The sequence below is a fragment of the Paenibacillus sp. FSL R5-0928 genome, assembly GCF_037970385.1.
GTDB classification, from domain to species: Bacteria; Bacillota; Bacilli; order Paenibacillales; family Paenibacillaceae; genus Paenibacillus_AQ; species Paenibacillus_AQ odorifer.
Map to the genome: position 1 here is coordinate 2430853 of NZ_CP150225.1, position 18841 is coordinate 2449693.

The 18841-nt window shown below is 43.8% G+C and carries 10 protein-coding genes; 5 read left to right on the forward strand and 5 right to left on the reverse strand.

The features are described 5' to 3' along the window. The first annotated feature begins 113 nt into the window (after positions 1-113). The 4 genes from MKZ16_RS10790 (at position 114) to MKZ16_RS10805 (ending at position 9809) form a co-directional block, all read left to right on the forward strand. Positions 114-1949, forward strand: coding sequence for a UbiD family decarboxylase (locus MKZ16_RS10790; RefSeq protein WP_036679241.1), 1836 nt, complete (start codon positions 114-116; stop codon positions 1947-1949). A 148-nt stretch (positions 1950-2097) separates the two neighbouring features. Continuing rightward, the gene (locus tag MKZ16_RS10795; protein WP_170914161.1) at positions 2098-2646 is read left to right on the forward strand and encodes a GNAT family protein; all 549 of its coding nucleotides are present in this window, start codon (positions 2098-2100) and stop codon (positions 2644-2646) included. Positions 2647-3007: 361 nt separating this feature from the next. Continuing rightward, positions 3008-9196 carry an SGNH/GDSL hydrolase family protein gene (locus tag MKZ16_RS10800; RefSeq protein ID WP_305953745.1) on the forward strand — a complete coding sequence of 2063 codons (6189 nt, stop codon included), beginning with the start codon at positions 3008-3010 and terminating at the stop codon, positions 9194-9196. Between the two features lie 148 nt (positions 9197-9344). Continuing rightward, positions 9345-9809 (forward strand): DUF2269 family protein, encoded by a 465-nt coding sequence (locus MKZ16_RS10805; RefSeq protein ID WP_235219424.1) that lies wholly within the window; start codon positions 9345-9347, stop codon positions 9807-9809. On the opposite strand, the gene MKZ16_RS10810 is transcribed toward MKZ16_RS10805, so the two are convergent. The 5 genes from MKZ16_RS10810 to MKZ16_RS10830 form a co-directional block, all read right to left on the reverse strand. Then, complete coding sequence (locus MKZ16_RS10810; protein WP_076107529.1) at positions 9781-10941, reverse strand: glycosyltransferase family 1 protein; 1161 nt, start codon at positions 10939-10941, stop codon at positions 9781-9783. The two genes, MKZ16_RS10805 and MKZ16_RS10810, sit on opposite strands and share 29 nt — an antisense overlap. 152 nt (positions 10942-11093) lie before the next feature. Continuing rightward, positions 11094-11936: a sugar phosphate isomerase/epimerase gene (locus MKZ16_RS10815; RefSeq protein WP_339815684.1), complete on the reverse strand. Its 843-nt coding sequence runs from the start codon at positions 11934-11936 to the stop codon at positions 11094-11096. A gap of 17 nt (positions 11937-11953) precedes the next feature. Next, on the reverse strand, positions 11954-13054 hold the full coding sequence (locus MKZ16_RS10820) for a mandelate racemase/muconate lactonizing enzyme family protein (protein ID WP_038569729.1): 1101 nt from the start codon (positions 13052-13054) through the stop codon (positions 11954-11956). Between the two features lie 13 nt (positions 13055-13067). After that, positions 13068-14522 carry a GDSL-type esterase/lipase family protein gene (locus MKZ16_RS10825; protein WP_076107525.1) on the reverse strand — a complete coding sequence of 485 codons (1455 nt, stop codon included), beginning with the start codon at positions 14520-14522 and terminating at the stop codon, positions 13068-13070. 111 nt (positions 14523-14633) lie between these two features. After that, complete coding sequence (locus MKZ16_RS10830; protein WP_076107524.1) at positions 14634-16979, reverse strand: helix-turn-helix domain-containing protein; 2346 nt, start codon at positions 16977-16979, stop codon at positions 14634-14636. A 180-nt stretch (positions 16980-17159) separates the two neighbouring features. Here MKZ16_RS10830 and MKZ16_RS10835 point away from each other — a divergent pair, with 180 nt between their 5' ends. Further along, positions 17160-18677, forward strand: coding sequence for an extracellular solute-binding protein (locus MKZ16_RS10835; RefSeq protein ID WP_076107522.1), 1518 nt, complete (start codon positions 17160-17162; stop codon positions 18675-18677). Positions 18678-18841 lie beyond the last annotated feature (164 nt).

The window sequence follows — 18841 nt, forward strand, 5'->3', positions numbered from 1 at the left end:
ACGTTAGGTTCTAGTACATAGGGTACGCGTGCGCTTTATTTTAATATCTTACAGGGTATAATTAAAGCATCCAAGTAATCTTGTAATAACCTTCTAGAGATCGGAGTAATGAAATGAAATATAGCAATTTAGAAGAGTGTGTTAATGATTTAGAGAAACACGGACATTTAGTTCGGATTCGTGAAGAAGTGGACCCTTATCTAGAGATGGCGGCGATTCACCTAAAGGTTTATGAGGCTGGTGGACCCGCATTATTATTTGAGAATGTAAAAGGCTCGAAGTTTCGGGCCGTATCTAACCTTTTTGGAACGCTAGAGCGCAGTAAGTTTATCTTTCGGCGGACTTGGGACTCCACACATAACGTAATTGCCCTTCGCAACGATCCCGTAAAAGCACTCAAAAATCCATTTAAATATGTTGGAACCGGATTATCCGCGAGAAAAGCATTGCCTATTAAAAAGCCAGGAGGTCTGCCAAGCGGTTTCCAGGAAATTAGTATCTCTGATCTTCCGCTAATCACACATTGGCCGGGAGATGGTGGTGCTTTTGTAACCTTGCCGCAGGTGTATTCAGAAGATCCGGACAAGCCGGGCATTATGAATTCCAATCTGGGAATGTACCGTGTGCAGCTGACTGGAAATGAGTATGAATTAAATAAAGAAGTGGGCATTCATTATCAAATTCATCGCGGCATTGGCGTACATCAGGAAAAAGCGAACCGCCAAGGACAACCGCTTAAAGTGAGTTGTTTTATCGGTGGGCCACCCGCTCACTCCTTATCGGCGGTTATGCCTTTGCCTGAGGGAATGAGTGAGATGATCGTTGCAGGTTTATTATCAGGACGCCATTTCAGCTATAGCTATGTGGATGGTTACTGTATCAGCAATGATGCGGACTTTGTGATAACAGGTGAAATTCACCCTGGTGAGACGAAGCCGGAGGGGCCATTTGGCGACCATTTAGGCTATTATAGCTTGGTTCACCCTTTCCCAGTAATGAGAGTACATAAAGTGTACGCCAGAAAAAATGCAATCTTTCCATTTACGGTTGTCGGTCGGCCGCCACAGGAAGATACCGCGTTTGGTGAGTTAATTCACGAGCTGACAGGTGGGGCTATCCGCCAAGAAATTCCGGGCGTCAAAGAAGTTCATGCAGTCGATGCTGCGGGTGTTCATCCCCTGCTGTTCGCCATTGGCAGTGAACGTTATACGCCTTATCAGCAAGTAAAGCAGCCAGCGGAAATTCTGACCATTGCTAACCGGATTTTAGGTACGGGTCAGCTTAGTTTAGCTAAGTTTTTGTTTATTACTGCAGAAGAGAATCAGCCTATCAGTACACATAATATCGAGGATTTCTTGACGTATATCTTGGAGCGGATTAATCTTCGTAGAGATATTCATTTCTATACCAACACCACGATTGATACGCTTGATTATTCCGGCACAGGATTAAACAGCGGAAGTAAAGTGATCTTCGCAGCAGTAGGGGATAAGAAAAGAGAGCTATGTACAGAGGTACCGGGCATGCTTAAAGAATTACAGGGATTTGGACATGCACGAATGGTGATGCCTGGTCTTGTTGCCCTTCAAGGTGCTAAATTCACAAGCTACGCTGAAGCAGCATTGGAAATGAACAAGCTTAGTGAAGCTATTCAGGAGCAAGGGGCACTTCCTTCTTGTCCAATGATTATTTTGTGTGATGATAGCGAGTTTTTGAGTGAAAAGATCGACAATTTCCTATGGGCGACGTTTACCCGCAGTAATCCATCTCATGATATCTATGGAGTGAACAGTTCTACTGAGTATAAACATTGGTCCTGTGATAACGTGATTATTGATGCTCGGGTAAAACCCCATCAAGCCCCACCACTGATCCCCGACCCAACCGTTCAGAAGCATATCGAACGATTATTTGCGTCAGGTGGCAGTTTAAGCGGAGTTAAGATATAGAGAAACATTCATCAGCCTTCTTGGGAATCCAAGGAGGCCTATTTGCTGTTTGTGAAATGATTTTGCTCATATGAAATAAAAAAGGCATAGGGGTATTATGGGGTGTATGGTATATATTTACTATTAATATTGGGGAAGTGTTGTTCTGATGGAAATTATGGAAACCGAACGTTTATGGATTAGAAGGTTCTCAGCAGAGGATTGGAAAGACCTTCATGAATATTTGTCGCAAGAAAGTGTTGTGAAATATGAGCCCTATTCCTTGTTTAGTGCAGATGAATCTCGCACTGAGGCGCTCAGACGGTCATCGGACCGTGCTTTTTGGGCAGTCTGTCTTAAATCTACGACCAAAATGATCGGCAACTTATATTTTCAAGAGAGCGAACCAAAGGCTTTTGGCGTTTGGGAATTTGGATATGTTTTTAACCCTGATTTTCAGGGAAGCGGGTATGCTACAGAGGCTTGTAATCAATTGTTAAACTATGGCTTTGATAATCTGAAAATGAGACGTGTGATTGCGAACTGTGATCCCGAAAATACACGCTCATGGAAACTGCTTGAACGATTGAAGCTTCGTCGAGAAGGACATTTTTTGCAGACGGGTTATTTTAAATACGATAGTAATGGAGAGCCAATCTGGCATGATACTTATTCCTATGGATTGCTCAGAAGTGAATGGTTAAGGATGAAGGAATAGCAAAACTGTTGTCGTGATCTCAAAAGGCGGGTGTCCCCTCACTGATTCTTCTGTCCTAACTGCTTACCAAATCGTAGGTTTTTATAACTATAGGCGAAGAAATTGAACGGTTTAGTGTATGATAAAATCTGTTTTTTAAATGTTCAGAGTGACACTTAGGTGGTAGTATCGTGTTGGATATGAGTAAAACTGGAATCATCTACCATCCAGCTGCCTGAGCAAAGAGGAGGGGATACGCGCACGAAGTGAACTTATATTTGAAGAACGAATGACAACGAAGCTTATTGTAAGCGTTTACTACAACAGGGCTAGATGCGTACTAAGTTCTTTCAATCATAAGAAAGCGGGTGAAGCACGGAAGATGAAGAGGAATAAACTTGGAAATAAAATATTTATGGTGTTATTGTCGTGGATCTTCATTTGTTCATCAATACTTCCATCTACAACATTTGGGGGGCAACAGGCCAGTGCAGCTTCAGGCCCAATAACCTTGCAATATGATTTTGGAACAGCAACAAGTCCTGTTATGAGTGGTTATACAGGCGTGCATGAATCTAAGTTATATACGAATGAGCTAGGGTATGGTTTAGATCAGGCGGTTGCTTCGAGGAATCGTTCGGGTGGAGACGGTATGACCAACGATTTTGTATTGGGACTGTCCTATTCTTTTTTGGTGGATCTTCCTAATGGGGATTACGATGTGACTGTATACTCAGGAGATTTACTAGCGGGTACAAGTACAACCAAAACTACGATTACTTTGGAAGGTAGCACGGCTGGGTCGATAAGCAGCAAGCAAGCTGTAAATCAAGCTACCTATCGGACGACTGTTCAAGATGGTCAACTGACCGTCGGCATTACGGGTACAGGGGTTGGCGGATATTTAAATGGACTAATTATTCAGCAGATTGTACCAGGTCCATTGAAAGCCCCTGAGGGATTAGTGGTTCATAATATCACCCCCACTGAGGTATCTCTGGGGTGGGGCAGCGTGACAGAAGCAGTCTATTACAATATTTATCGAACGGTTCTTCCTAGTGGAACCCTTCAAGCCATAGGTCAAGTTGCTGCTAACAGCTTCGTGGATTCAGATGTAGATGAAGGCAGTGGTTACATTTACAATGTGTCAGCTGTAAATGGAAAGGGTGAGGAGTCTGCTTTGAGCGCATCTGTGACAGTAGACAAAATTCCGGGGGTAGAGGTTCCCGCAGCACCAACCGGTCTTTCAATTGTCAGTGTAGGTGTAAGTTCTGTTCAACTGAGTTGGAACAGTGTGGCTGGAGCAAACCGCTATACGATCTTAAGGTCTGATGCAGCAGATGGAACATTCCATGAGATTGGTCAGTCAGAGAAGACGACATTTACGGATGCCTCAGCGGATACCTCAAAACGGCAATATTATGGGGTGAAGGCAGCCAATGACCAAGGAGAATCAGAGCTATCTGATAAGGTGGAAAGTGCCGTGTATACGCCTCCTGGAACTTTGCCAGAAGGAGATGTTTATTCCTTTGATTTTGGCCCGGGTGCTGTGGCTGAAGGTTATCTTAAGGTAGATGCAGGGGGATCTTATTCCTCTGAGGTCAAATATGGATTTACAGATATATCGAAAGTAACTGGGGTAGACCGAGGAACCTCAGATCCTTTGCGTTCAGATTTTGTGGTCCCTAAGGATGCTACCTTTAATGTAGATTTACCGAATGGCGACTATACTGTGTCACTTATCGCTGGTGACAGCGCCGGAGATACAGAGATTGGCATCAAAGTAGAATCCATTCAAAAAGTTCAACAGACGAGCAAAATAGCAGGCCAGTATTTGGAAATGAGCTTTGACATCGCTTTGGTGGATGGACAAATGAACTTGGTGTTCTCTGGCACTAAGCCTAATATCAATACACTGGTGATTACTAAGCAGCCAGACCGTCCTGCTAATGAATTGCCAACAGTTTATATTGCGGGTGATTCAACCGTGCAGACTTATGATCCTTATTGGATACCACAAGCAGGCTGGGGACAAATGATTCCTGATTTCTTTAGTGAGGAAGTAACGTTTAAGAATCACGCTATCGGAGGCCGCAGCTCTAAGTCATTTATTGTCGAGGGAAGGCTGGATGAAGTCCTGCGTAAGATCCAACCGGGTGACTATTTCCTTATCCAGTTTGGTCATAATGACGCAACGATTAGCGTTCCAGACCGATATGCTTCTCCAGCCGATTACAAAGTTTATTTAAAAACTTATGTCAATGGAGCTAGGCAAAGAGGAGCAACTCCGATTCTGGTGACTCCCATGGGCCGCAGAGATTATAATGCCGCGAGTGAAAAATTTAATGTGAGCTTTCCAGAATATGTGCAGGCTATGAAAGAAGTAGCAAGTGAGTTGGATGTTGACTTGGTCGATCTTAGCGCACTCAGTGTAGCTTATTACAATTCTATCGGTTTTGCAGCTACACGCTCTGTATTCCTTCACCTCGATGCAGGGATATATGGTGCTTTCCCAAATGGCTCGGCAGACGATACTCACTTTCAAGAGTACGGAGCCATTCAAATGGCCCGTCTGCTGGCCAAAGGAATAGGGGAATTAAATATTCCACTCTCCAGCTTTGTGCAGGACATCAAACAGCCGGAAACGGTGCCAGCGAAGCCTGAAGGACTTGTAGCTGGGAGTATCAGTAATGCAGGTGCAGTACTGAAATGGAATACAGTAGAAGGTACAGATATCTATAAAATCTATCGTAAGCTAGCGGCAGAAGCCGAATCTGCTTATACATTAGCGGGAACTTCAACTTTCCCTTCATTGACATTAAGCGGGTTGGTTGAAGGTCAAAGCTACTCGGTAAGAGTGACTGCAGTGAACGGGCTAGGAGAGTCTGTGCCTTCAGATGAAGTGAAGCTGACTACGAAATCCGCTCAGTATCGTTATGATTTCGGACCTGTTGGTTCACCCGTTGCTGCGGGTTATACGGAAGTGAATGTGAATGTCCTATATACCCCAGAACGAGGATATGGTTTGACCTCGAGTGCAGGGATGATTGATCGGGATCGGGGAAATGCGACGGACGATCTGCGCAGAGATTTTATGATTTATTTTGGAGGATCGTATGAATTCAAAGTTGATTTACCCAATGGTTATTATTCTGTTAAGACTTATACAGGAGATTGGATTGGATCTGCTAAGACGAATGTAGCCATTGAAGGCAAAGATTACGGAACAGTCTCCTCAGGTAAGGAAAATATTGCTGAGAAGCTGTATAACCAGATTGCTGTCAAAGACGGGCAGATGAATCTTGTCTTTAGTGGCACAACCGCTCATCTCAATGGGCTGGAGATCACACCGTTATTATTAGCCCCAACGAATCTGAAACTGGGTAGCCTGGATTTAAACAGTGAGCCTATTACAGCTAATCTTTCTTGGGACAGTATGGAGGGGGCGCTGAAATACCGTATATATCGTCAGGCTACGGTTGCGAATAGTGCAGAGCTGCTGGACGAGACAATAGAGCCGTTCTACACAGATACCACTGCGGATATTGGTATGGAATATATCTATACGGTAACTTCGGTCGACAGCACGGGACTGGAATCCGTAGGCTCTAATGCGCTAAAAGTGTCTATGATTGATCCCTCCGTAGCAAAAGCACCCGTACCTAGTGGTCTAGCTGTACAATCTACGAACAAAAATGATGTGACCTTTACTTGGAATGAGGTACCGGATGCACGGATGTTCAACATTTATCGTGCGAAATCCGCAGACGGTGAGTTCATCCTGATCGGCAAATCATTCGAAGCTTCGTACACAGACATGACCGTTCTGACTACCATTCCTTACTATTACAAAGTAGCCTCGGTAAATGCAGGCGGCATCTCTGATCTATCCGCTACGTTGGAAGCCTCAGCGGTGACAACTTTATACCGGAAGATGGAGGCGCTGGATCGTGCGCCTGTAGCGGTTAAGACAGATGAAGGTGTGTATATCAGCTGGCGGATGTTAGGTCTGGATCCGGAAACGATAGGATTCAATCTGTATCGTGGCGATAAGAAACTAAATGATTCGTTGATTACTCAAAACACGAACTATCTCGATATTACAGGCAGGGAGGATGCCAAATATAGAATCACATCAGTAATCAATGGAGTCGAGAAATCTGCTTCGGAACCATTCAGCGTATGGCAGAAGCAATATCTATCGATCCCTTTGCAAAAGCCAGCAGATGATTACACCAAGGATGGTCAACCGTATACGTATAGTGCGGGAGATGCAAGTGTAGGTGATTTGGACGGTGATGGTGTATATGAAATCATCATGTTGTGGTCACCTTCGAACAGCAAGGATAACTCTCAAGCTGGGTATACTGGACTTGTCTATATGGACGCTTATAAATTAGATGGAACTCGCTTATGGCGGATTAATTTAGGGCCTAATATTCGTGCCGGTGCACACTATTCTCCATTCCTGGTATATGATCTGGATAGTGATGGACGTGCCGAAATTATGATCAAGACGGCAGATGGCACAGTGGACGGTCAAGGAAAAGTCATTGGCAATGCCAGTGCAGACTATCGTAACAGTTCGGGTTATGTGCTGCTGGGCAATGAATATTTAACGGTGTTCGAAGGGGCAACAGGCCGGGCCTTGGATACCGTGGATTATGATCCGCCACGTGGAGATGTTGGCGCTTGGGGGGATACCTATGGTAACCGTGTAGACCGCTTTTTGGCAGCTGTAGCTTATTTAGACGGCGAGCAGCCAAGCGTGATTTTTAGCCGCGGTTATTATACTAGAACTGTACTTGCAGCTTACAATTATCGCGAGGGCAAGCTCGAGAAAGTATGGCGTTTCGATTCTAATGATGAAGGATATGGAGACTTCGTAGGTCAAGGAAACCACAATCTTTCTGTAGGAGATGTGGACGGCGACGGTAAGGACGAAATAACCTTCGGTGCGATGGCAATCGACGATGATGGGTTGCCGCTGTATAATACAAAGCTTGGCCATGGTGATGCAATTCATTTCGGGGACCTTGATCCTACCAGACCCGGGCTGGAAGTCTTTGATGTTCATGAGCATACCGATTCGAAGTATGGGATTGAAATGCGTGATGCAGCTACAGGAGATATATTATGGGGTGTGTTCACGGGGATTGATACTGGACGGGGGATGTCAGCGGATATTGATCCGCGATATGCTGGCGAAGAGGTATGGGCTGCAACGATCACCAATGAGGAGCATATACCTGTTACGGGCCTATACAGTGCGCAAGGTGAACTAATTACTAAAAAACTGCCTTCCTCCACGAATTTTGGTATTTGGTGGGATGGTGATCTTTTACGTGAATTACTGGATGCTAATCGAGTGGATAAGTGGGACTATAGCAATCAGACAACGGTTAACTTATTGACGGCTGTAGGTGCTTCTTCAAATAATGGCACCAAGGCGAATCCAAGCTTGCAGGCAGATCTGTTTGGGGATTGGCGTGAAGAAGTGATCTGGCGGGCAACGGACAGTTCTGAACTACGGATCTACACAACAACGGATATGACAGATTATCGTATTCGCACATTGATGCATGATCCGATCTACCGCCTGGCAGTAGCTTGGCAAAATGTAGGCTATAATCAACCTCCGCACCCTGGATTCTTTCTTGGTGAAGGGATGGAACAACCAGCGGCTCCAAAAATTCAATATGTAGGCTCACCGGGAGAAACTGAAGATACTACACCACCTACGATTTCTGGTTTACCTTCTGCTCAAATGAGTGAAACGGATGTATTGAAGGTGCAGGTCGTAGCGGAAGATCCAGAGTCTGGTATTCGCAGTCTGGATATTACTTTTGATGGTAAACCTGTCGTTTATGGAGATGAGATTCCACTCACAGGACTTGCGGGAGCGCATACGTTCATCGCAACAGCCATTAATAACGCTGGACTCTCAACGACAGAACAAGTGATTGTGGTCGTAAGTGGACCTCAGAAGGCTACAGGTGTTCCGGGGCAATGGGTTCTATCCAATAATAATGGGCAGGATACAGGACTTTTGGACGGGGATTACCAAATCACAATGAATATGTGGTGGGGCAATAATGGTACGGTCTACAAGCTATATGAGAATGGTGCCTTAATCGACACGCAAACCTTACGTGATGATTCCCCAGCAGCACAGACTGCAGTGACTAATATTACCGGAAAAGAAAACGGAACCTACACCTATACGGCTGAGCTAACCAATTCTTTTGGCACAACGGTGTCTGCTGCTCATGTAGTTATCGTGAAGGATGCTGCACCAGCTAAGCCGGTGTTGTCCAATGACAACTGGGATGGCGATGGAGAGTATAAAGTGACTATGAATTTATGGTGGGGGATGAACGGCAAAGAGTATCGCTTGTATGAGAACGGAATACTGATCGATACTAAGACTTTAACAGCAGGCACCCCAAACGCACAAACGGCATCTACTTCTATTACTAACCGTTCTCCAGGCGTCTATGAATACCGGGCTGAGCTGTTGAATGATCAAGGGGTAAATGAGAGTGCTATCATGAAAGTTACGGTAAAATAACTGAATATTTGTTAAAAAAACGCCTAAGTCGGTAATATCCGGCTAGGCGCTTTTTTTAGATTATCTAAGATTTAAAAGATTCTGCAAGACTAATTCTCCTATCTGCCTCATATGAATCTAAACAACGAATGATAGGGGGATTGTAAATATGGATTTGACGCATATGATCTCAAAGCTTGTGGTAGTTATACATGTTATAGCATCCATAGTGGGAATTGGGCCAGCTTTTGTGCTGCCAATACTGACAAGCTCAGCCAAGACAGGCAGTCAGCTTCGTTTTGTATTTGGTCTTATGAAGAAAATAAACAGATTCCCTAAGACAGGTGGGGTCACCCTGATCGTTACAGGTATTTTGTTAATGATCATAGATAAAATGGGCTTGTCGGTGTTGTGGTTAAATCTGTCGTTATTATTTTTTATCGTGATCGAAGTGATTATTATTGGAATGGTTGAGCCCCGATTGAAAAAGCTAACCCAGCTCGTAATGACCAGCGAAGGGGAGGAAATCCCTGAGGGTTACACTACCGCTATGAACAAGATCGCTCCCCTAGAAGCGGCGGTTCATGTGCTTACTATCGTCATTATTATATTAATGGTAGTAAAGCCGGTATAAGATCATAACGTCTATTCTCAATGATCTCTTCATAATCGCGGATGAGTCCATCAAAAATATTCTCCCAAGAGCGGCCGAGTGCCAGCTGTCGACCTTCATGTCCCATAGCAGCTAGCTTTTGAGGGTGCTCTATACATGCACAAATCTCACGAATAAAAGTATCCGGGCAGCGGGACTCGACAATCATTCCTGTGCGGCCGGGTGTGACCAGATCCTTCACTCCACCTTCATTTACTGCGAGGACAGGCAGTCCTGAGGCCATAGCCTCAAGGACAACATTACCGAAGGTTTCCGTACTGGAAGGGAAGACGAACAGATCTGCTGAGGCATATAATTGGGCAAGCTCATCACCATGTTTATAGCCTGTAAACGTGACATTATGGGGCGCCTGTGCCCGCATTTCCGGCAGAAGGGGGCCGTCTCCTACGACCAGCCAATGAACCTGAGATTGCATAGATTCGGGTAATTGCTGCATGGCGAGAGCAAGGGTGTTTATATCTTTTTCAGGGGCGATCCTTCCCACATATAGAAGCAGTAACGGTGCGGTAATTCCGTAGCGCTCACGGACCTCATGGCTGCGTTTTTTGGGGGTGTACTGCTGGCAGTCGATGCCTCTGGACCACAGCTTCAGGCGATGAAAGCCTTGAGCTTGGAGGGAATCGAGGGTTTCGTAGGATGGTGCAAAGGTGGCGTCGCAGGAGCGGTGGAACCACTTCATGTATTTCCAATAGAGCGGAGCGATTTTTTTCATCCGGTAATATTCAAGATAGCGGTCAAAATGGGTATGGTATGAGGCGACATGGGGCAAGTCATGTTTTCGCGCATAACGAAGGCCGCAGAGACCGATATTGAACGGAGTTGCCATATGGAGCAGATCGGGACGAAAAGCTTTCAGCTCTGATTGGATAGAGGACATATTGGGCAGTGCGAGTCTACATTCGGGGTATAAGAAAAAGGGGATGCTGGTAATGGGACGTATGGGATCGGCATAACTGTCTTCAGGAGCAGATTTCGGTGAGAAAAGCAGATGTTCAATACCACGCCCTTTCAAATGAGTGGTTAATCGTTGAAGCGTACGTGAAACTCCGTTGGTTTGCGGAAGAAATGTGTCCGTGAATAAAGCAAGACGCATGGAACCCCTCCCAGATACTCTTGATGCCCTGATCATAACAGGCGATTATTTGATGGAGGTCAAACGGATGTTAAACAGAATATAAAAATCCACTGCACCAAGTAAGGTAAAGAGGTGTGCAGTGGATTTATTAGTTTTAATGGGATGAAGCCCTACAGGGATTCGTATAACTGTTGCAAAAAGGTAATGCTTTCTCCTAAATGTGACTCAGGAGTGCTTTCCAGGATTCCTTGAATATGAGGACGTTCATATTTCATATAATGAAGAATCGGCTCAAACTCTAGCCACCCTTGACCTACAGGGACAATTTTTATAGCTCCATCTTGGACGATAAAGTCTTTTAAATGAATGATAGCAATTCGATTTCCTAAAAGCTTCAAAGCCTCCATAATAATAGCTTCTTGATGCAAGTAATTTGTAGGTGACATTAGATTTGCGCAATCCAATATGACCTGAAGATTGTTAGAAGGGACTTCATCCAGAAGTCGGCGGGTTAAGGGCGCGGTGTACAGCGGATGATGAAGTCCTGCTTCGATTCCTACCGTCACACCAAAACGTTCGGCCTCCGCCACCATGGCCTTAACTGATGTCACCACCTCTTGGAAGGCTTCTTCTGTAAAATTATCTGTGGTATACCCAAGTCCCACACTTCCGGTTTCCGTACCTACCAGACTAGCGCCAAAATCTCTGGCCAAGCGCAGGTGGGTATTAAACGCGGCTAACGCTTGTGCCCGTTTGTGAGGATCGGTATCTACAATGTTTACATAGCAGCCCAGAACCGCAATCTGAATACCTGCCTGCCTAAAGGCATTGCCATAATAGCTGGCTGTTCCAGGGCTTATAGCCGTCAGACTAGGGGCACTATCAGGAAAAGATTTCTTAAGTGCAAACTGGATATGAGTGAAATGATAGGACTTAATCTTCTCAATTAACTCTTGCAATGGAACTTGTGTGAAATCATGTGCTCGAACACCTAGATGAAGGGGAATGCTCATATGATCGATCGCTCCTATTAGTATTGTTGTTTGTGAGGTGCTAATTTGTCCCAGTCAAAGGTAACGCCAGTGCCCGTTACTTCAGGCGCTACTGCCATCCCATTGTCTTTGTTAATCACTAGCGGACGTGTAGTGTATTGATCGATAGGGAAGCTATGCATTTCGAGATAACCTGCATTTGGCATAGCTGCTAACAAACTAACGTGTAATTCCTGCATCCCATGTGTGGAAACGGAAAGGTTATAGGCTTGTGTTAAGTGAGCTACCTTTAACCAGCCCGTAATTCCGCCTATATTGGAAGCATCAGGTTGAGGGAAATCAACATGACCATATTGCAGCATGTGATGGAATTCGGTTAATGTGCGCAAGTTCTCTCCGCCTGCAACGGCCATTCCTGTTTCTTCAGCAATCCGTGCATAGCCGGCATAATCCTCCGGAATCGTTGGTTCTTCTAAGAAAAGAATGTCATATTTCAAAAATTCACGTGCGGCTTTTATCGCTTTTTCCACACTCCAGCTCATATTGGCATCGACCATAAAGGCTACATCCGGGCCGACCAATTGGCGTACCGCAGCCACTCGTTCCACATCTTCAGCTAATGTTTTTTGGCCTAGTTTAATTTTGACAGCCTGGAGGCCCATATCTAAGTATTTTTGATTGTTGCGCAGGAGCTTTTCTAATGGGAAATTCAAATCAATCGCTCCACCATAACATTTGACCTCATTGCTTGCGCCACCCAGAAGTTTGTAGAGAGGTTCATCTGCTTTCTTCGCACGTAAATCCCATAACGCAATGTCACATGCCGCAATGGCGAAGCTAGCCAGACCCCCGCGAGCAACATAATGTATTCCCCAGTTCATCTGCTCCCAGATACTTTCCACACAGCTGGCGTCTTTGCCAACTAAAATATGTGTTAATTCATTAGCAATTAGTGAACAGATCGCTTTGCCGCCAAATCCGCCAGTATAGGTATAACCTACACCTTCACGACCGTCATCCGTTCTAATTTTGACAATGGGTACTTCAAAATGAGTATGCAAGCCGTGTTTAGCATCCTCCATGATTTCTGGCAAAGGGATACGATAGTACTCTGTAATAACTTCTTTAATTATAGACATCTGTGATCACTCCTTATAAAAGTTGTTGTAAGTTTGATATAGGTGAGGCTGTATTTTGTTTAAGTGCTTGAACCACAAGTTTAGCAATTTGCTGGGCACCTTCATCCGAGAAATGAGTATCATCCGTAACTCCATTGGGGTAATTGGGATGTGTTTTCTCTGGTAAGTGCATGAATAACTTCTTGGATTCTTCTTCGCCTAATGAACGATAGAGCGCTTGCGAGGCTGTGAAAATATCAAGTAGCGGAGTGTGCGTTTCTTCAGCCACTTGTCTCATTACCTCGGGATAAGCGCCTACAGCCAACGGGTCAAGCTCTCCATCGGCGTTAAAGCGGCGGCGACTTACAGAGGTTAACAGAATCGGAGTCCCCCCTAGCTGCCGAGCTGCATCTATATATTGAATTAGATTGTGGCGATATTCGGTTTCAGGATCGGTGTAACGTAATGGATCCTCTTTTTTCTCATCGTTATGTCCAAATTGAATAAACAGGTAGTCGCCGGGTTGAAAGTCTTTTTTGATGGCATCCAGGCGGCCGTCTGTTATGAACGATTTGGTGCTTCGACCATTAATTGCACGATTCTGGATTTGAATAGAAGTCCCAAAATAACTTTGCAGGTATTCTCCCCAGCCAGTCATAGGTTTTTCTCCAGCGCCTTTAATAGCCGCAGTGGAATCGCCTGCAATAAATAGTTGTTGTCTCATAAGGCCTTCTGCTTCTTTAACGTATTGATGTTCCCTTAGCCAGTTCTCAGCAAGGGAAAGCCATTGCTGGCAATGAGGGTGTTCTTTAGCAAGCCCTAAACCATGCCGCCCTTCTTCAAAGATATGTAATTCAAAAGGAATTCCCTGATTAGACAGGGCAGAGGCGAACAACAGACTATTCTCCACGGGAACGCTGGCATCGTTTGCTGTTGTCCAGATAAAGGTTGGAGGTGTGAGTGAATCCACCTGGGCTTCTGAGGAAAAGGAGTCAAGCTCCGCTTGTGATGGGTCGTCTCCAAGAAAATGTAGCCGGCTTCCCTTATGCGAATGGGACTCTTGGAAAGTGATTACAGGATAACCTAACAGAAGAAGATTTGGTTTCTCTGCTCTAGTGGTAGAAAAGATGGAAGCTAAGTGTCCTCCAGCCGAGAATCCAATCATCCCTACTTTGTCTGAGATCACATTCCAAGCTTTGGGTGCTTCCCTAATCCATTTGAGAGCTTCCTCAACATCATTTAACAAAGAAGAGACGTTGAAGTCTCCGACCTGATAATCTAGTACACCTGCATGAATACCTAGATTGTTTAGCCATTGAGCCACAGGTTCTCCTTCATGTTTGGCTAAGTGCTGATAACCTCCACCAGGCAATACCAATATAAAAGGACGGGGTTGATCCGTCTCGAGCGGATAGAGGGTGAGTAGTGAGGTTTTCTGAGAAATCTCATCTTGTTCTACACGGTTAGTATTTAGTCGAAAGTTCAACATTGCGTTCAAATTCCTCCCTAAATGGTTATATGCACACGTTAACATATTTTCCGAAAAAAAGAGAGACTCTTTTTTTTTTAGATTCGACCTTGAACGATTATTTTGTGATTTTTACATAGATTCGTCAAATGTTGGTTTGGATTTAGTGCCTGTATTGTTATCCCGGTACTGTCCAGGGGTCATCCCTTCCTGTTTACGGAAAGATCGAATGAAATTCTGAGAATTGTTGTATCTTAATTTGGCTGCAATATCTTTGATCGGCATATCGGTTTCCTGCAGCCATTTTTTCGCCATTTTAAATCGGTACATCGTTAAATATTCGCTGAAATAGTATTGGGTCTCCTTACGGAAGACACTGCTGATATAGTTGGCGTTGTAATGCAGCCGAGAAGCGCATTCTTCCAAGGTTAGATCCGTATCATATTCATGTTGGATCAGATCAATGATTTTCTCAGAGATGTTTTGGTATTGGGCATTTTGCCTGCTGATAAAAATTTTGATCATCGGGTAAATGACCATGCTCCAGAACCAATCCTCAATCTCAGCCACAGTATGAAGGTCATGTAATTCCTCAAAAATTGAGCCATTAGCATGATAGATCTGATTTAAGCTAATGCCCGATTCCTGCATCATAATGAGCAAGTTATTGAGTAAGCGGGTCAACGGGATTTGATATTCCTGTGGTGATAGCTCTAGGGAAAAGATAGATTTAAAAAGCAAATGAATCAGTTCCTTGGCTTTATCCGTTTCAGCCAGCTTGATAGCATCCATTAGATCGTTTTCTTTATGCGTAGGGTAGTTCAAGTTCAGATAATGTTTGCCGGAGTTAATGTTCTCATATTGAATAATAACGCCTTTGCCAAGCTTAATGCGATGTTTCAGTGCTTCAAGACCTTCTCTGTAGGCGATGGCTAGTTTATCGAAGGCATTGAAGGGAAGGCTCAGCCCAATACTCACCTGCACCTTTAGATAATTATTTATTTCTTGCTGCAGCTTCTCCGTTAACGAATACAGTGTCTTATGAAAAGACTGGGTATCGCAGTCTGGACTGCCCAATAATACGACTACCGCATGGTCCATGATCACAGGAGCCAGTCGTTGTTCAGGACAGATTAACTCTTCGATCATATTGTGGGCAGCGAACAATAAGAGGCTGAGATCTTTTTTCTCATAGCTGGAATCCTCGGCATAATCAATAGATAACGTAATTACTGCCATTGTTTTCCATTCTTCAAGTTGGGTTTGGTAGCCGAATTGCCCTAATTCTTCGAGCAAATCACGTTTCTTAACATTGCCGTGGAAGGCATTGATCAGAAAAAACGTACGAACCTGCTGAAAGTGTTGCCGGACTTCTTTTTCCAGCTGTGATTTGGATTGAAACAAAGAATGAACTTGTTCACCTATAATCTGAAATTCATTGCGATGTCTTGATTTAATATCCGGTTTGCGTTGGCCCATCTGATTAAGCAGTCTTTCGATAGGGGTGTACATACGCCTGGAGCCGATCCATGCCAGAAGAATGGAGAACAAGAGCATAAAGGTACACACGATTATCGTAAACATACCGATTTTATTGGACTCCTTCGTCAAGCTTTCCATGGAAGTAACGGATAGATAAACCCAACCATTTAACTGAGAACGCATGAAAGTGACGGAGTAATTCTTTTTGTTGATCACAGTCTTGAACTGTCCGGATTGTTTAGAAGGATCAGAGATTAAAGGGACTTCTTTAAATCCGCCTTGCTCTTTAGGTTTTCCGATTAAGCTGGTATCCGGGTGGAGCAGGAAACGGCCAGCTTGATCCAGAACGATAATATCGTCGAGTGGCTGCACATCTGAATTAATGAAATCCTGAAGACTGCAGACCGGAATATTAGCTAGGGCAAGCCCATATTTTTGCAGCTTATTGGTGGGAAGCTTTTTGATAAGACTGATGCTGTAATTGCAGCCAGTGACGTTAATGCTCTCCTCGCTATAAAATAAGGACGATGGGTTCAAAATCCATGAAGTATCGTCAGCTATATTCATTAGATTAGAGAGTTGCGCATGGTTTTTGTATTCATCCAGACGATAGACGCCTGAATTTTTGATCATCCAGTTCTGCTGCTGATTGAGCAGGATGACATCCTCAAGTTTCGTATCGAAGGATTGCATATTGCGGATTTCGTTTCTTAAATCATTATATAAAATGAAATCGGTTTCATTTAAAGGGTTATTTAGTGCTTTTTTTAATACACTAGAGTTGATCACTTGGTTTAATGTTTGATTGACAGTTGTTAACTTATGTTCTACATTTGAGGTGATTTGTAATATAAGTTCCATTTTACTGTTGTTTACGTTCTTTTGGATCTCATTAGATGATGTGAAATAGGAAAAAGAACCGATGAATATCACCGGCAACGTGCTAATTACAAAGGCAAAAATCGTTAATTTACTTAAAAAGCTTAATGGTCTCACGGGGCTCAGCACCTTTACTTATGTAGAAGTAGACACTTGTTCTTAGTGTATGAAACCTGGTGGAAAATAACAATAATCATCTCGTTCTGCAATAATCATTAATCCTAATTATGACTACAAAATGGAAAATCTTCAAGCTGTAGGGTGAAAATCCTTACAATACCTTAGGAGGCTGTAGAAATGTTCAGACAATTTTTGTGTAGAAGGGCAACGTTTTGTTTCTGCTTATTTTTCATGCTTGTTTTCCCTATGTTAAGCGCTTGCAGTGATGGAAAGTCAGCTGGTTCTGTACTGCAAGAAGCTCGCCCGAACATCTCCATCTTGGCACCCCTTCATTTTCCACAGCAGCCTTCAAAAAAGATTATAGCTGAGATTGAAAGATTAACAGGGGTGGAGCTTGATATCACGTGGGTGCCTGAGGGTGTTTATACCGATAAAATGAACACGGCGTTGACCACTAATTCCTTAGGAAAAGTCACCTTTGTGAAGTTCTCAGATTATAATCTGGTGAAAAACGCCATCCGTTCTGAAGCATTTTGGGAGATCGGCCCATATCTTCAGGAGTTCCCCAATCTTAAAGCACTGGACCCCGCTATTCTTAAACAGACCGCTGTAGATGGAAAGATCTACGGCCTATATACAGAACGCCCTTCCTCCAGACAGGGTGTCATTATACGTAAGGATTGGCTGGACAATCTTCATTTAAGCAATCCACAGACCTTAGATGATCTATATGAAGTAATGAGGCAATTTACATATAACGATCCGGATCAGAATGGCAAACAAGATACCCTTGGATTAGTCGATCGTAATGATCTTGTTTATGGTGTATTTAAGACACTAAGCTCTTATTTTGACACACCAAATAATTGGAAGCTAGAGAATCATCAATTTGTTCCGGAATTCGTAACAGCGGAGTATATGAACACAATGAATTTTATGAAGAAATTATATGATGAAAAAATCATAAATCAGGACTTTGCTCTTACCAGTAAAGAGGTTCAACGCGATAAATTCATTAACGGAATCGCTGGTGTGTTTATTGGCAGCATGACTGATGTGCAGCGGTTGTCAATTGAAGCTCAAGCATACAATCCAAAGGCTGAACTTACCCTGATCAATCGTATCGGGGGGCCTGATGGATATAAAGTGTGGTCTATCCCCAATTACAACGGACTGTATCTCTTTTCCAAAAAGTCCATTGCCACAGAGGAGGAGCTTCGGCAGGTGCTTGGATTTTTTGATCGGACCATGGATAAAGATGTAGCCAATATAATGATGTATGGCTTTGAGGGGCGGCATTATAAGCTTGAAGGCGGCAAGATTATCCTTCCCGAGGAAACCTCACAACTGCGGGTACAGGAAGTGAATCCGCTATATGCTTTAATGATCGCGGACATTAGTAATAAAAACATTATGGAAGTGGCTCAGAAGGAGCAATTAACCTCTCTAGCAGATCAGCTGAGTAAAGATAATGAATCTTTTCTGGTCGATGACCCGACAGTTTCTCTGAGCTCATCTACTTTTGATGAGAAGAATATGGAGTTATCTACAATCATTGTGGATGCTACATATAACTATATATTAGGTAATATTACCGTCGAGGGATTCCAGCAAGAGGTTGAGAAATGGAGAGCTCGTGGAGGCAATCTTATTATTAAGGAATATGCTGAGGCTGAGTTTGGGACAGAAAAGTAAATAGGTTAAAAAGGTTTTGATCCACTGCGGATAATGCGGTGGATTTTTTTGTGCTGCGATATCACGATAATCATTTGCTCAGATCCCTTTCAGAACGCGCCGTTATGGGGAAATGATTGTTTTCGTAACCTTGCCGACGATGTAACGTGGAACTCGTAACCAAT

Excerpts from the sequence above, each read along its gene's own strand:
- MKZ16_RS10810 (WP_076107529.1), bottom strand. The coding sequence starts at position 10,941 with ATGCGTCTTGCTTTATTCACGGACACATTTCTTCCGCAAACCAACGGA.
- MKZ16_RS10820 (WP_038569729.1), bottom strand. The coding sequence starts at position 13,054 with ATGTCTATAATTAAAGAAGTTATTACAGAGTACTATCGTATCCCTTTG.
- MKZ16_RS10835 (WP_076107522.1), top strand. The coding sequence starts at position 17,160 with ATGTTCAGACAATTTTTGTGTAGAAGGGCAACGTTTTGTTTCTGCTTA.
- MKZ16_RS10795 (WP_170914161.1), top strand. The coding sequence starts at position 2,098 with ATGGAAATTATGGAAACCGAACGTTTATGGATTAGAAGGTTCTCAGCA.
- MKZ16_RS10805 (WP_235219424.1), top strand. The coding sequence starts at position 9,345 with ATGGATTTGACGCATATGATCTCAAAGCTTGTGGTAGTTATACATGTT.
- MKZ16_RS10815 (WP_339815684.1), bottom strand. The coding sequence starts at position 11,936 with ATGAGCATTCCCCTTCATCTAGGTGTTCGAGCACATGATTTCACACAA.
- MKZ16_RS10800 (WP_305953745.1), top strand. The coding sequence starts at position 3,008 with ATGAAGAGGAATAAACTTGGAAATAAAATATTTATGGTGTTATTGTCG.
- MKZ16_RS10825 (WP_076107525.1), bottom strand. The coding sequence starts at position 14,522 with ATGTTGAACTTTCGACTAAATACTAACCGTGTAGAACAAGATGAGATT.
- MKZ16_RS10790 (WP_036679241.1), top strand. The coding sequence starts at position 114 with ATGAAATATAGCAATTTAGAAGAGTGTGTTAATGATTTAGAGAAACAC.